Below are 13,111 nucleotides of genomic sequence, written 5' to 3' on the forward strand. Positions count from 1 at the left end.
GGAATCATTGACCCATGGGTCTGTTCGACTTCCTGAGCAAGCGCTCCCCAGGGCTGAGCATTGAGGACACTGTGATGGCGCTCAGCAAGGGCGCTGTCCTGATAGACGTGCGTTCCAAAGCCGAATACGAAGCCGGTCACGCGCCCGGTGCCCGGCCCGTCGACCCGAAGGACCTGCGCGAAGACCCACTCGATGCCATCCACGGCGACGATCCCCTGGCCGAGCGTGACGCCGCCATCGTCGTCATCTGCGACAACGGGCTGCGCAGCTCCGTGGCCGCGGCGCAGTTACGGGACCAGGGCGTCCTAGCTGAATCCGTCGCGGGCGGGCTGATCGCCTGGGGCCGCGACGGGAATCCGATCATCCCCGGCCCCTACCGCCGCCGATGAGACGCTGGATGTTGACCGGCCTCGCGATGGCGGGGCTCGCAGCCGCAGCGGCCTATGCCCGGGGGCGGGCTGTGGTCAGCCGTCATGCCGTCGACTACGCCAGCCATTGGCGTGACCTAGTCACCGACGTCCCCGAGGACGCGATCCATTACGTCGCCCTGGGGGACTCCGCCGCCCAGGGCGTGGGGGCGAGCCGGGTCGATGCCAGCTACGTTGCGCTGCTCGCGGCACGCATCGCCGAGGCCACCGGGCGGCAGGTCGCGGTGACGAACCTCTCGGTGTCGATGGCGACCAGCCGCGACGTCGTGCGCTATCAGCTTCCCCGGCTCGCGGAACTGGGCCGCGCCCCCGACATCCTCACCCTGGACATCGGGGGCAACGATGTGGTCCTGCCAGGCAACAGTCTTGAGTCCTTCGAGAAACACTTCGCGGACATACTCGCCGGCCTGCCCACCGGCAGTTTCGTTGCCGACGTGCCGTGGTTCACCCTGCCGCTCTTCGCCCGGCAGTCGGAGAGGTTCAACGACGCCGTAACGGACCTCATTCCCTTGCATGGCCACCACCGGGTCCGCCTGCATGAGGCCTCTCGCGGGCTCGGTCCCCTGCGCTACCACACGAACACCGCAGGAGACCTCTTCCACCCCAACGACGCCGGCTACCTGGCATGGGCAGACATGTTCTGGGAGGCCATCGAATCCTCTGGGCAGCTGGAAAGGCTGAGTTTCCCCGCGACGGGTCCCCTCAGGTAGACTCAACCCCCGGCTGACCACCCGGTCAGCTATGCCCTCCTGCCGCGGGACCGACCCGTGGCCGCCAGTCCGAAGGAGGTTGGGCAGTACCCATGCGCAAGTACGAGATCATGATCCTCGTCGATTCCGATGTCGATGAGCGCCAGGTCCCGGGCCTGATCGAGAAGCACCTTGAGGTCATCACCGCTGGTGGTGGCAAGGTCGATAACGTCGATCACTGGGGTCGCAGGCGCCTGGCCTACGACATCAACAAGAAGTCCGAGGCCAGCTACACCGTCCTGCAGGTCACCTGCACCCCGGAGCTGGTCCAGGAGATGGACCGCCTGATGAGCATCGACGAGAAAATCGTCCGCACCAAGGTGCTTCGTCTAGAGAAGTGAGCTTTCAACACTGGCGCCTGATTCCCCTCAAGGACGGTTCCTGGCAGGGCAGGCGCTCATAGTGTTGATGAAAGACAAGTCCGATCCCGGAGGAGAACATGGCAGGCGAAACCCAGATCACGCTGGTGGGTAATCTCACCGGAGACCCAGACCTCCGCTTCACCCCCAGCGGTGCTGCGGTGGCCAATTTCACCGTCGCCTCGACGCCTCGCGCCTTCGACCGCCAGTCGGGGGAGTGGCGCGACGGCGAAGCCATGTTCATCAACTGCTCCGTGTGGCGCCAGTATGCCGAACATGTCGCCGAGTCCCTCACCAAGGGGATGCGTGTGATCGTGCAGGGCAGGCTCAAGTCCCGCAGCTATGAGACGCAGCAGGGCGATCGCCGCACGGTGTTCGAGGTTGATGTCGACGAGGTTGGTCCCTCCCTGCGGTACGCCACCGCACAGGTCACTCGCACCAGCGGCGGGGGCCAGGGCGGCGGCACCTGGCAGGGCAACCAGAATCAGGGTGGCGGACAGAACTACGGCAACCAGGGTGGCTATGGCAATCAGGCCCCGCAGGGGCAGGGCGGCCAGGGCGGCGACCCATGGGGCGGTAGTGGCGGTGGCTACAGCGGCGGGAACCGGGGCGGGAACGACCCGTGGAACCAGTCTGCCGCAGAGGAGCCCCCGTTCTGATCCACCCGCGCAACCGGCCCGCCGGGCCGGCTGGCACATTCCGTCTGACGACGGGCTTCCCATTGGGTCCCAGGGCCCGCAAGTTTAGGAGAGCACCACAATGGCCGGTCCACAGCGTAAGTCTGTGAACAAGAAGAAGATTATGCCGGTGAAGACCACTCGGGTGGCCAACATCGACTACAAGGACATCGCGACGTTGAAGAGATTCATCTCGGAGCGCGGCAAGATCCGCGCCCGCCGCGTGACCGGGCTGTCCGTCCAGGACCAGCGCAAGATCGCGCTCGCCGTCAAGAACGCGCGTGAGGTGGCCCTGCTGCCCTACGCCTCGACCGCCCGCTGATCGGAGGAAGAACAGATGAAACTCATTCTGACCAGCACCGTCGACAAGCTCGGCATCGCCGGAGACGTCGTCGAGGTCCGCAACGGCTACGGCCGCAACTACCTCGTCCCGCAGGGCAAGGCCATCGTCTGGTCCCGTGGCGCCGAGAAGCAGATCGAGGGCATCAAACGAGCCCGCGACGCCCGTGAGGTCCGTGGCGTCGAGCACGCGCAGGAGCTCCGCACCCAGATCGAGGAACTCACCATTAAAGTTCCGGCCCGCGCCGCCGAGTCGGGTTCGCTGTTCGGTGCCGTCACCGCCGCCAACCTGGCCCTGGCCGTGAAGAAGGCCGGTGGACCCGCCGTCGACAAGAGGTCCATCACCTTCGCCAAGCCGGTCAAGCGGGTCGGCAACCACACTGCCGCGATCAAGCTGCACCCCGCGGTCACCGCGAGGGTCGGCTTCGAGGTCGTCCCGGCCTGATAGGAGACTGAAGAGCAGCCCTAGCGCTAGGTGGCGCTGGGGCTGCTCTTCTATGGATAATTGCTGAGGTCCGGAGAGTCCAGCCAGCGAAGATGCCTGGCTCTACGACTCCTCTGTTCCCTCCGGTGCGGTGGGATTCCAGGCCCCTGGATCCTGGCAGGCATCCCCGGTTCCATTCTGGTCGACATCTTCCTGGGCCGGGTTGGAGACTTCTGGGCAGTTGTCGAAGTCGTCGGGCACGGTATCGCCGTCTCTGGTGACGTCGATGCGGGCAGATGCGACGGACTCGTGACCGTTGCTGTCTGTGACCCTGACCTTCGTGAGACCAGCCACAGGGCTGTCGTAGGTATGTGTGGCGATCCCTTCGGCGGTGGTTGCGTCATAGACGCCGTCATCATCGAAATCCCACTCAAACTTGGTGATCTGGCTGCTGACAGCGTAGCTACCACGGGCATCCAGCTCCATGCTCTCGCCTACTTTGCCCACGAAAGGCCGCTGCAGGATGGCCGTGGGGGCATCTAGGGAGTCGCTGACCTTCGCGACAGCAACTTTTTCCAGATCGGAGGCGTTCTCCACGGATGCAGTCTCAGTCTCTGCGCCCTGGTTCCCCTGTGCATCCTGGGATGGTGTGGCCGAGCTGGTCAAGGTCAGCACGTGGGCGGTGGAGCCGGATCCGGAGGAGGGGGATAGTTCCCCGGTAGGTACGGTGCTCGCTGAGGTCTCGTCCCCGACCACCAGGGTGGTGTGTCGTACCCCAGGTCGCCATTCCAAGGCCGTCTCTGACTCGCCTTGATCAGATGTCGTTGTCATCTGGGTGGGGTCTAGGCCTGCGACTGTACTGAGGAAGCTTTCGGTGTCCGAGGTGAAGGGCTGGATCACCTTCCGCTCGCTGGATCCGTTTGCGACTACGAGGGAAAAGCGGGCGGATCGGGCTACGGACGTTACTTCATGGGTGACGCCGGTGACCATGGTGCGGATATCCTCGACCTGGCTGCCCAGGGGACTGTCAGGATCGACGACGAACGCCATGTCCATGTCATCTCTCTGCGTGCCGACATCCTGCGCACTCGAGGTATATGAGGGACTCTGGATGAGCTTTGAGAATTCGCGATGGCCAATGAGATTCGGGTGGTACCACTCTGCTGGTGTGGTTGAGAAAGCTGCTTCAACATGGCCGCTGGAATTATAGTCTCCCTCGGTCTCCAGGAATTCGTTGAGCCAGCGGGAATCATTCTTGAATAGCACGCGAGGATCGGGCTCGTGGCCTGCGAATGTCTTCGCCGTCTCCTCGATGAACTTCACGCGGCCAGGGAAAGTCTTCTCGAGTTCGCTGACGGCTTGGCGCTGCTCCGAGATGGCGGCTTCCCCGAGTTCTCTGATTCCCCGAGATGCGTCATAACTGACGCCATCGTTGTTTAGAACATAGGCGCGATCGCTTGAGAGCAGTGGATATGCCATGAGGACCACCTGCGAGGTGTTACTGCCGGTCATTCGCTTGGTGAGTAGCTCGGATATCTGGGATTTGAGATGATTGACTACCGTTGTGAGGTTGCTCTTGGCCGATGCTATGTCGTCCCGGCACTTCGTGGCGTCTGCCCTGTGTTGGATCATCGGGATTCTGGGGCCGAAGCAATTGGTCACCAGGTGGCTGAAACCGAGGTCGTTGCCTCCCATGGACATGAGCACCAAGTCGGTCTTCGGGCCGACGAAGTCTGCTTGCGGACGGATCGTTATCTGACATTCATAGGTGTAGTCCTTCGCCCAGGGCAGCAAGCTGCTGTTCTTCTGAAGATGGTAGTCGACAGAGAGGAAATCGTCTCCTGAGGCCTTGGTGGAGCAGGCATCTGCTGCATCGAGTTTGGCCTTGGCGTCCTCGACTGACGATGCGGACACTCCCTTGGCAGACTGTTTCGGGAGCACGCGAGGAGAAAATAGGTTGTCGATGACGCCTCGTGAGCAGGCGTGGTTCTGGTAATTTGCTGCGATACCCTGTGAATTGGCCCAGGAGTTGAAGATGGATCCCCAGTTGCGACTGCTGCGATAGCAGTCTGTGGGGCCGTAGTAATTTCCGGCGCCATTGCCGGCGGAGTAAGAATCGCCCAAATGTACTATGGAGAGGGTCTTCTTCTGCTGGGGTTCTGATCGTGCAGGCAATGATATTGAAAGTGATAGTGTGCAGAGCAAGGCGCTGAGAAGCGCCGCTCCGCTTTTAAGCGGGGTCGGCATGCTGGCTCCAAATCTGTGGTTATCCTTGATGTAAATCTCAGTGGGTGCTGACCGCTACTGTGCGAGGCCGGTGTCATCTGGCGATTCCTTCAGGCCTCCTTGTCAATGCAGGCCTCCTTGTCAATGATACTGTACTCTACCATGGGCCACGTTAAGTCTTTGCTCCTGAGGGTGTCAAGGTATCCTCTGAGCTCAGATTGATGTCGATGTCAAGGTGTTTAATAATTTGAATGTTTTCAATGCAAGTATTTTTATTGATAATTTGAGCTTCTTTCTGTGAATTGAAATTGTGAGGAACATTCACGAGGGGCTTTCAGTTCGGTAAAAACCCCTGTCAGCGCAGGTTTGCCTGGGATCGTGAATAGCTCCCTGTGACCTTCGTCGACTCGGGCTTGCGGGGATGCCTGCCAGCCGTCGAGAGGTGTGGTTGATGCTGGTTGCGCACCTGCTCAGGCGATAGGCTCTCTGCGACCGATGGGAGGAGCTTCATGCCGCGACTGACCGTGTTGGCCACCACCGATGTCCATGGCACCGTCCTGAACTGGGACTATTACCGGGACCGGCCCTGGTCTGGCGGGGAGGAGGCCGGGCTGGCGCATCTGGCCAGCGTCGTGGAGCGGATCCGGGCTGAACGAGGGCCCGAGACGGTGATACTGGTCGACAATGGCGACACCATCCAGGGAAATCCCCTCTGCAGCTTCTTCGCCAGCCAGGATCCTGCTGCGCGTACCTCGTCGCATCCGCTCGCGGCGGCGTTCAACGTCATGGGCTACGACGCGGTCAACATTGGCAACCACGAGTTCAACTACGGTCTCGGTTTCCTTCAGGACTTCGCCCGGCAGCTTGATGCGCCGCTGCTCGGGGCGAACGTTATCGATGCCGTCTCTGGCCTTCCGGTGTTCCCCGCCTTCACATCAGTTGTGCGGCGTCTTGGTGGGAGGCAGATCCGGATCGGTGTCCTTGGCCTGACCACGCCGGGTGCGATGATCTGGGACCGTCAGCAGCTGGAGGGCCTGGTAGAGATCACCGACATGGTGCAGGCCGCCGGCCACTGGGTGCCTAGGTTGCGGAAGGAATTCCTGTGCGATGCCGTCATCGTCCTATGCCATGCCGGCATCGGACAGACCACCTACGCGACGAACGCCGACGCTCCCGCCGAGAACCCGGCCAGGGAGATCGCGTCGCAGGTGCCCGGCATCGACGTCATGGTCATCGGGCACACACACCGTGACGAGCCGGAACAGTGGGTGACCTGTGAGGCCACGGGCCAGCCGGTTCTGCTAACTCAACCGAAGGCCCACGCCGCGGGGCTCACCGAGGTGACCATCGATGCCGAGCCCGAGGGGGACTCCTGGCGCATCCGGGTACTGGGTGCTGTGCCCCACTACTCGCCAGGCGAACATCCCACCCCACAGGTGACAGATGCGGTTAGCGGAGCGCATGCCGCGACCCGCTCCTACGTAAACCAGCAGGTCGCGACCTCACCGCGAGAACTCAGCACCGCCGATGCCCGGTGGCGTGCCACGGGGGTCATCGACTTCATCCAGTGGGTCCAAGCCACCACCGTCGCCGAGGCACTGGCGGGTGGGGAATACCAGGACCTGCCCGTGATCAGCATCACCGCCCCCACGTCCCGCACGGCCATCATCCCGCAGGGCGCCGTCTGCATCCGAGACCTGGCGGGCATCTATGTGTTCGACAACACCCTCGCCGCGGTCCTGCTCACTGGTGCCGAGATCCGCGACCACCTGGAGCATGCTGCCCGCTACTATGCTGACCTGCCGCGGGGGCAGTGCTTTGACCCGGAGACCATGACCAGCGTGGAGCGCGGCGGCCAGACGATCTGGGACTACCAGTACGACATCGCCTGGGGTATTGACTACGAGATCCACCTGCATGAACCCGTCGGGAGGCGGATCCGCAACCTTTGCCATCCGGACGGAGCACCCGTGGCCGATGACGAGCGTTTCGCCGTGGCCCTGAACCACTACCGGCGCAGCGGTGCGGGCGACTACCCCCGCGTCTCCACCGCTCCTGTGCTGTACAACGACATGGTAGACATCCGTCAACTGCTGATTGACCGGGCCACCACTCGTGGCTTTCCTGCGCAGGGAAAAGCGAATTGGCACCTCATCTTTGACGGTATGATTCTATGAAAAACTGGCTTTCCATCTGGCTCCAACTCATGACTGACGCCGGTCGAGTACTTCGTGACCACTGGCCCCAGATGCTTGGTTTAGGTCTGATCGGTGTCATTGGCCGAATGGGTTTTCTCTGGCTAGCTGACTGGGCATCGAGAGCCAGCGCTACCCTAGGGATATTGATTTTGCCTTTAGCCCCCCTCAGCACGCTTATGACGCTGGTTTTGATGCTGCGAATGGCAGGGGAAACGCTTCCAGCATTTTACCAAATCCATCCGGGTGCTACGACTTGGGAACGGTGGTCCAGGCACCTGATCATAGCAGCCCAAGTCCTCATTCCCTTCATAGCTGCCTATGCCTGCCAAGGCCTACTCGAGCAAGATGCAAAGAGTTACGCCTACACCATTGGCCTTGAAGCCGTGGTAACTGACCCATTGAATCCTCATTTTGAGCGATATGAGTACGCATCGGGATGGTATCTGGCGGGCATGGTTATTGGAGCCTTTTTCATTCGTAAATTGATTTCCCTGACTGACGCTTTTCGTCGTTCAGCATTGGTTGCCATACTTGGTGTCTACCTAGAGTCCTTATGGGTAGTTACCTTGACCAATGTTTTCATGAGTAGCCTCAAAAATATACTTCAATGGTTTCGTGACAGGGCATTCGTCGATGGGATTCTCAAGTATCTGGAGTTTCTTTCGGCTTGGCTTGGGCCACTGGGAGATGCTATCAGGATATCGCTCGGTTGGTTGGGTGAAATCTCAGCTGGGGTCGGGATTTTTGTGGTGATGCCACTTGCGTGGTTGGCTATCGGGGCCGCCAGCTACCAGGCTGATCTTGTTGCCGGTGAGGCTATACCCGGAACTGAGAAATACATCATGAGGCGTCTGGAGAAGTTTTCTACGCGTAGCCGCCGAGTGCTCCTGGAAATCGCTGAACCTGTCATTACTCCGTTGCGAGTACTTGGGGGAGCGCTGTCTCGGGTGCTTATTACCGGCCCCGCCCCCATAATTATGTTCTGCGCCTCCTTTGTGGCGGTCGATCAGATTGGGGTTTTTTGCACCTGGATACTTGGGCGGCTAGCAGGCCCGCGGCCGGCGCTCCTGAACCTTGCCGTGGAGTCTTATGCCGAGTCGGCGGGCCGCGTTGTCTACTATGTTCTGACTGCTGCGCTATTGGCTGCTGCGCTTAACTTCATAGTAGGCGGTGGGCGGAACTTTGCCCGGAACCACGGAACAACAGAAGGTTAAAGCAAGAGCTAGAATGGTATGTATAGATATTCTGGAGTTGTCCAATACAGCCTTAATCCTTGGGGGTTTATGCCTGTAGGAATTGCGAAGGTCAAAGTGGCTGACCAGTATTCAGGTCGAGGTGGGGTGGTTTCCTCAATCTTGGGTTCAAAAGCTTTGAATCGAGGTCCTGGAGTGTCCTCCGGGACACAATCCTCCCTGGGTGAGGAGTAGTTCTTAGAATCCCCATTTTCCTTGGCGGTTTTGTTGTCATAACGCACCCCGTTGGCCTCTAGTTCTGCTGAGCAATAGGCCAGCACTTGGTCTGGTTTAGCTGAAAAATCCAGATCCACTTGCCAGAGTTGAGTATCAGTGGCTGCAGTCACTTGAGTTCCATTGGGTTGCCGGTATTCTTCGACAGGCTGAACATCCTTGACGCGCACGGCCACGGTGGTTTCATATGATGAATCAAAATTTCTGTAGTGCGTGCGTAGTATTCCCTGCCTATCCTGTCCTTCTGTGCGCAAAACTGATTCGTTGGGCACATAGAGGGTTAATAAACGGTGGGAAGAGGCTGCTATGGCTAGCACTATTAGCGGAAGTAGAGCGGCCAGCCAGCCTTTGTTTCGCGACCACCAGGGAGATGTCATGGCTTTCCTTTAAGCCGGGCCGCCTCAATTGTGATGCGCTCTGTCTCCATTGTCATTCGGGCTGCCCGGGATTCGTCGATTCCGAGGTCAATGACCGCTAGGTCATCGGGTGTTTCGATAGTATTTTTGGAATCTGATGTTATGTATAATGATGACCCTTCCAGTGCGTCTTTCGGTAACTCGAGTACCATGGTGCAGGCTGTTATGAGCCCTGGCTGGCTTGACGTGCATGGAACGAGAATTGCTTGCTTTCCTCCGAAGGTTCGTCCCTTTGAGTCTTTTAAGGACGGTTGCGGCAGGTAGTGTGACTTGATTTTTGGTATGAATTCAATATCTATCACCAACCAGATTCCAGGTGTTGTTGAAATATCTTTTTCGAATTGGATTTCCGAGGTTGTGCGAACTTGATTTACTTTGACTGAGCCAATTCGCATCTCAATCTCCTGCTCGACTTTTCCGGGCAGGAGAAACGGCAAATCAATAGCGGAATCACGGGTTGGGAGTCTCGTCGCCACCCAGGATCCGAGCAGCATCAGTAATGTTAGAATCAGTATCGATAGTTTTCCCGTCTGCTGACGGCGGGGAAAGCTGGTTCTAGCGGGTGTTACTGCAGTGGACTCCAGGCGTTGTCTGGGGAATAGTTGATCTCCTTGGGATCCTGACTTCAAATCAGATCTAGAATTATGTTTCACTGCTCTAGTTTCTCGACAGGTATGCTTATGGAGAATTTTTCCTTCTTGTCGAACCAGTACATGCCTCCGTAGACACTGCTGGCACGGTAGGTGAATTCGGATAATGTCAAAGTCAGTTCAGTTGGTAAGGGCTCTGTTTTATTCTGAGCCCAGGCTGCTACCACGTATTGGGTGAGGCCGGGTTGGAAGCTACGCTGCACTACGGCTCTATTTTGCTGAAGGTCCTGTCCGCGGAAGATAATGGGTCTGGGGTCTGGTTTTTCACTATCCTCGGGCAAAGCATAGACTTCAGAAAGCTCTGAGGCTTGAAGTGTGAGGCTTTTCGATAGAATGTCTGAGGAGACGGAGAAGTCTGTTGTTATCATCGTTTCTAGGTAAATCAAGATTCCACGTTTCCCGTCCTGCTTGGGAATTCCAAGTGACTTCAGGTCGTCTGTGATGCTTGCCCTGATGAATCTTGCTTCAAAGGGCTCAGCATGCACACTCTCATTTACTTTTATATTGGGTAGTGAGATATCACGCTCTGCAATGATGCTATTCCAGCCGCCGTTCAAGGAGACGAGCGAGACGAGGGCTAGCATGACCATGCCTGTCAAAACGAGGATGATGGCGCTTGACCTGGAAGGTCTACGTCGGGCGTTCCCGGGCGAAAGTTCATCATGGCACGCTGGACGTTCGTCAGTTGTCTGGGTACGCCACGTGGTCATGCCAGAAGTCTAGAAGATACCGCTGACGGTGGGTCTAAGGATTCCGCCATAGCGGCGGCGTGGAGCAAGTGGTACCTGGTCGTGCGTGCCGGATAGCGGGGTCGCCGCAGTCATGGGGCCTGTTCCTGTCGGCGAGGACTCGCGGGCGGTGCTACTTGACATGGTGCAGTCATGACGTATTCTCTTTGCAAGAGCGAATATTTGCGAGTGCAATCACGAAGGAGGTCATCATGACGGAAACCAATCGATCATCGGGCGGCATCAGGCGTCGCACCCTCCTGGGTTGGGCTCCCGCCGGCATCCTGGCGGCAGGTCTCTCGCTGGCTAACACGCCCAGGGCCAATGCAGCGGAGTACAGCACCTACGAACTTCAGATGAACCTCGCCTGCTTCACTCATCTAACGTGGGTGGCTTGTGATCTGACGTATGAGGATGCCGATGGCATCTTTGGAGACCAGACCACGCGGGCCGTCTGGGCGTACCAGAAACTCCGGCACATGGAAGAGGACGGGATTGCTGGGCACGACACACGAGACGACCTCGTCTTCTTGACCAAGCTGTTCCAGAACCGTCTGGGAGTCACTAATGATGGATACATCGGCCCGAACACCATCGATGCCATCTCGAAGTTCCAGAAGGGCGAGGGGACTAGGGCGTCCGGTTATGCGGACGGCCCGACACTGACCGCTCTCGGACTCACATTCTGACCGGGACAGCTGGCAGTCCCTGGCATATATCCGGCGCTGGCGTATTCGAGGCCTGTTCCCCGGTCTCGAATACGCCAGTTGCCACATCGGCCGGGCGGCCCACTGCCCACTGGGCCACACGATCCCCAGAGAGTTCCTCAGACCCAGATCCGGTCGAAGACCTCAGCGACGAGATCATCGAACAAGCCGAGCTCCCAGGCAACGTCCAGCGCCGTGTAGCGCGAACGGTAGTACATGGCCTTGGGGAACAGGGATCGCACGTCGCCAGGGGTTACGCCGATGTCCTTTGGACATGCCGGGGCGCCAGCGCGGCGCAGCTGGCTGGCCAGCTGCGCCGTTGGCACGAGTTGGGCCTGGAGACGTCCGGATACCTCAGGCCAGTTTGCGACCAACGGCCGCAACCGGTCCGCCAGCTTTGGGCCAGCAAGGTATTTCTCCCGGGTCTCACGTACCGCATGGTCGGCCAGCGCGCCCTCGAAACGGCTGCGGATGTCGGCCTCGATCTCAGGCCACGACGTACGGCGTGCCGCCACGGCATCGACGTCGATTCCCGAGAGGTCCCGGGATAGCAGCGCCTCGTAGAAGGCACACATCGCCAGCGACCCGACCGCCACCTTCGCCCCGTGCGACAGGGGCGGGTCGAGGTCGGCGCCGAGCCCCGCCAGCTCCCACAGGTGGCTGAAATAGTGCTCGGCCCCGGAGGCGGGCCGGGTCCCGCCATAGGCCTGCATCGCCAACCCGGAGAGGCACAGCCCCTCCACGAGTCCCTGGAAGGCATCGGGCCTGCCCGCGGCCAGTGCACCGGGGTCGGACAGGGCCGTGCCCACCCCCGACTGCACCAGGTGCCACACGCTGGTGTCGATGGGCTCCACGCCGGTGATGTCGGCCAGGATCCAGTCGGCCCCGCCGGGGATCTTCGCTGCCAGGTCGCCGTACCCGGAGGCCGTCAGGTGCCTCGGCGCCGCCGCCACGACGTCCAGGTCGAGGACGATCACCGCGGGTGCCTTGCAGGCCCGGGTGACCTTCACCCCGTCCTTGCTCATCGGGGCGCCCGAGCCCGTGTACCCGTCCATGGACGCCGCCGTCCCGACGCAGGCGTAGTCACGACCCAGCTCGAATGCGGCCAGTTTCGCCAGGTCGTTCAGGGTCCCCGCCCCCACGGCGACGGGAACAGCCTCTCCCAGCCCGTCACGGATCCGGTCCGCGTTGTCCTGGGAGGCGTACAGCACCGGCTGGCCGGGGAAGACCAGCGGCTCCAGGGTCCTTGCCCCTGCCGCATTCAGCGACTCCGAGGTGGCCTGGCCCGCCGCCTCCCAGCGTCGCCCAGCACCCCGCGTCCGACCGCAGCGGCCACCGTGTCGGTGGCCCGGTCGAGGGCTTCGCGCAGGACCGTGTCAGGCATGGCCGATGACCAGCTGCGCGCCGACCTCCAGCGCAGGCCCCTCATACGACCCGCGGAGATGCAGTGCCCCAGGCAGGCGTGGTTCCGCTGCCCCGTCGAAGACTAGGGTCACGTGCCCGAGCGCGCCCAGGTTCTTCTCCGCTGCGTCCCCGACGGCGGTGATCTGCCATTCCTGGTCGCCGATCAGCACCGGCTGTCCGACGGCGAGCGGGCTCGTCAACTCACCTTTCTCTATCACGAAGCAGTAGGAGCGCAGCTCCTCGGGGGCGTTGCCGGCGAAAGTGATGGCCATCTGCTCGGCGAGGAAGTCGCTGGCGTCTGGCCCGATCTCGATGATGGTGGTCTTGTAACCCATGATGG

General features: G+C 60.3%; 16 protein-coding genes. 9 read left to right on the forward strand and 7 right to left on the reverse strand.

Annotated features, from left to right (window positions below; translation table 11 throughout):
* Positions 1-14 precede the first annotated feature (14 nt).
* The 6 genes from SK1NUM_RS04100 to rplI all read left to right on the forward strand — a co-directional run bounded on the left by SK1NUM_RS04100 (position 15) and on the right by rplI (position 2,997).
* Positions 15-389 (forward strand): rhodanese-like domain-containing protein, encoded by a 375-nt coding sequence (locus SK1NUM_RS04100; RefSeq protein WP_212325704.1) that lies wholly within the window; start codon positions 15-17, stop codon positions 387-389.
* A gap of 8 nt (positions 390-397) precedes the next feature.
* On the forward strand, positions 398-1,138 hold the full coding sequence (locus SK1NUM_RS04105; RefSeq protein ID WP_212325706.1) for an SGNH/GDSL hydrolase family protein: 741 nt from the start codon (positions 398-400) through the stop codon (positions 1,136-1,138).
* A gap of 92 nt (positions 1,139-1,230) precedes the next feature.
* Positions 1,231-1,518, forward strand: coding sequence for a 30S ribosomal protein S6 (gene rpsF / locus SK1NUM_RS04110; protein ID WP_212325708.1), 288 nt, complete (start codon positions 1,231-1,233; stop codon positions 1,516-1,518).
* A 98-nt stretch (positions 1,519-1,616) separates the two neighbouring features.
* Positions 1,617-2,195 carry a single-stranded DNA-binding protein gene (locus SK1NUM_RS04115; protein WP_212325710.1) on the forward strand — a complete coding sequence of 193 codons (579 nt, stop codon included), beginning with the start codon at positions 1,617-1,619 and terminating at the stop codon, positions 2,193-2,195.
* A gap of 100 nt (positions 2,196-2,295) precedes the next feature.
* Complete coding sequence (gene rpsR, locus SK1NUM_RS04120; protein WP_014847330.1) at positions 2,296-2,535, forward strand: 30S ribosomal protein S18; 240 nt, start codon at positions 2,296-2,298, stop codon at positions 2,533-2,535.
* Between the two features lie 15 nt (positions 2,536-2,550).
* Entirely contained in the window at positions 2,551-2,997 is a 447-nt protein-coding gene (gene rplI / locus SK1NUM_RS04125; protein ID WP_212325712.1) for a 50S ribosomal protein L9, read from the forward strand.
* 102 nt (positions 2,998-3,099) lie between these two features.
* Here the strand turns inward: rplI and SK1NUM_RS04130 are convergent, their stop codons facing one another.
* Positions 3,100-4,890 carry a PKD domain-containing protein gene (locus SK1NUM_RS04130; protein ID WP_223927796.1) on the reverse strand — a complete coding sequence of 597 codons (1,791 nt, stop codon included), beginning with the start codon at positions 4,888-4,890 and terminating at the stop codon, positions 3,100-3,102.
* An 821-nt stretch (positions 4,891-5,711) separates the two neighbouring features.
* On the opposite strand from SK1NUM_RS04130, the gene SK1NUM_RS04135 reads away from it, so the two are divergent.
* Positions 5,712-7,379 carry a bifunctional metallophosphatase/5'-nucleotidase gene (locus tag SK1NUM_RS04135; RefSeq protein ID WP_212325716.1) on the forward strand — a complete coding sequence of 556 codons (1,668 nt, stop codon included), beginning with the start codon at positions 5,712-5,714 and terminating at the stop codon, positions 7,377-7,379.
* Positions 7,376-8,614 carry a hypothetical protein gene (locus SK1NUM_RS04140; protein ID WP_212325719.1) on the forward strand — a complete coding sequence of 413 codons (1,239 nt, stop codon included), beginning with the start codon at positions 7,376-7,378 and terminating at the stop codon, positions 8,612-8,614. Before SK1NUM_RS04135 ends, SK1NUM_RS04140 begins: the two co-directional genes overlap by 4 nt.
* An 8-nt stretch (positions 8,615-8,622) precedes the next feature.
* On the opposite strand, the gene SK1NUM_RS04145 is transcribed toward SK1NUM_RS04140, so the two are convergent.
* The 3 genes from SK1NUM_RS04145 to SK1NUM_RS04155 all read right to left on the reverse strand — a co-directional run bounded on the left by SK1NUM_RS04145 (position 8,623) and on the right by SK1NUM_RS04155 (position 10,642).
* Positions 8,623-9,243, reverse strand: a complete 621-nt coding sequence (locus SK1NUM_RS04145; protein ID WP_212325721.1) for a hypothetical protein — start codon at positions 9,241-9,243, stop codon at positions 8,623-8,625.
* Complete coding sequence (locus SK1NUM_RS04150) at positions 9,240-9,776, reverse strand: hypothetical protein (RefSeq protein ID WP_223927798.1); 537 nt, start codon at positions 9,774-9,776, stop codon at positions 9,240-9,242. The genes SK1NUM_RS04145 and SK1NUM_RS04150 overlap by 4 nt, the downstream gene beginning before the upstream one ends.
* A gap of 155 nt (positions 9,777-9,931) precedes the next feature.
* Positions 9,932-10,642 (reverse strand): hypothetical protein, encoded by a 711-nt coding sequence (locus tag SK1NUM_RS04155; RefSeq protein ID WP_212325724.1) that lies wholly within the window; start codon positions 10,640-10,642, stop codon positions 9,932-9,934.
* Between the two features lie 230 nt (positions 10,643-10,872).
* Here SK1NUM_RS04155 and SK1NUM_RS04160 point away from each other — a divergent pair, with 230 nt between their 5' ends.
* Positions 10,873-11,349, forward strand: a complete 477-nt coding sequence (locus SK1NUM_RS04160) for a peptidoglycan-binding domain-containing protein (RefSeq protein WP_212325726.1) — start codon at positions 10,873-10,875, stop codon at positions 11,347-11,349.
* 137 nt (positions 11,350-11,486) lie between these two features.
* Here SK1NUM_RS04160 and SK1NUM_RS04165 read toward each other — a convergent pair whose 3' ends face one another.
* From SK1NUM_RS04165 to SK1NUM_RS04170, 3 genes are read right to left on the reverse strand one after another with little or no spacing between them, the layout of a single operon-like run.
* The gene (locus SK1NUM_RS04165) at positions 11,487-12,632 is read right to left on the reverse strand and encodes a sn-glycerol-1-phosphate dehydrogenase (protein ID WP_212327483.1); all 1,146 of its coding nucleotides are present in this window, start codon (positions 12,630-12,632) and stop codon (positions 11,487-11,489) included.
* The gene (locus SK1NUM_RS15410; protein WP_263407063.1) at positions 12,629-12,751 is read right to left on the reverse strand and encodes a hypothetical protein; all 123 of its coding nucleotides are present in this window, start codon (positions 12,749-12,751) and stop codon (positions 12,629-12,631) included. Before SK1NUM_RS15410 ends, SK1NUM_RS04165 begins: the two co-directional genes overlap by 4 nt.
* Positions 12,744-13,106, reverse strand: a complete 363-nt coding sequence (locus SK1NUM_RS04170; protein WP_212325728.1) for a PTS glucitol/sorbitol transporter subunit IIA — start codon at positions 13,104-13,106, stop codon at positions 12,744-12,746. The genes SK1NUM_RS15410 and SK1NUM_RS04170 overlap by 8 nt, the downstream gene beginning before the upstream one ends.
* Between the last annotated feature and the right edge of the window lie 5 nt (positions 13,107-13,111).

It is taken from the genome of Arachnia rubra (genome assembly GCF_019973735.1).
Lineage (GTDB): Bacteria > Actinomycetota > Actinomycetes > Propionibacteriales > Propionibacteriaceae > Arachnia > Arachnia rubra.

Coding starts and splice junctions, on each gene's coding strand:
- SK1NUM_RS04115 (WP_212325710.1), top strand. CDS start 1,617: ATGGCAGGCGAAACCCAGATCACGCTGGTGGGTAATCTCACCGGAGAC.
- rpsF (WP_212325708.1), top strand. CDS start 1,231: ATGCGCAAGTACGAGATCATGATCCTCGTCGATTCCGATGTCGATGAG.
- SK1NUM_RS04105 (WP_212325706.1), top strand. CDS start 398: ATGTTGACCGGCCTCGCGATGGCGGGGCTCGCAGCCGCAGCGGCCTAT.
- SK1NUM_RS04100 (WP_212325704.1), top strand. CDS start 15: ATGGGTCTGTTCGACTTCCTGAGCAAGCGCTCCCCAGGGCTGAGCATT.
- rplI (WP_212325712.1), top strand. CDS start 2,551: ATGAAACTCATTCTGACCAGCACCGTCGACAAGCTCGGCATCGCCGGA.
- SK1NUM_RS15410 (WP_263407063.1), bottom strand. CDS start 12,751: ATGCCTGACACGGTCCTGCGCGAAGCCCTCGACCGGGCCACCGACACG.
- SK1NUM_RS04135 (WP_212325716.1), top strand. CDS start 5,712: ATGCCGCGACTGACCGTGTTGGCCACCACCGATGTCCATGGCACCGTC.
- SK1NUM_RS04160 (WP_212325726.1), top strand. CDS start 10,873: ATGACGGAAACCAATCGATCATCGGGCGGCATCAGGCGTCGCACCCTC.
- SK1NUM_RS04150 (WP_223927798.1), bottom strand. CDS start 9,776: ATGCTGCTCGGATCCTGGGTGGCGACGAGACTCCCAACCCGTGATTCC.
- SK1NUM_RS04170 (WP_212325728.1), bottom strand. CDS start 13,106: ATGGGTTACAAGACCACCATCATCGAGATCGGGCCAGACGCCAGCGAC.
- rpsR (WP_014847330.1), top strand. CDS start 2,296: ATGGCCGGTCCACAGCGTAAGTCTGTGAACAAGAAGAAGATTATGCCG.
- SK1NUM_RS04155 (WP_212325724.1), bottom strand. CDS start 10,642: ATGACCACGTGGCGTACCCAGACAACTGACGAACGTCCAGCGTGCCAT.
- SK1NUM_RS04140 (WP_212325719.1), top strand. CDS start 7,376: ATGAAAAACTGGCTTTCCATCTGGCTCCAACTCATGACTGACGCCGGT.
- SK1NUM_RS04145 (WP_212325721.1), bottom strand. CDS start 9,243: ATGACATCTCCCTGGTGGTCGCGAAACAAAGGCTGGCTGGCCGCTCTA.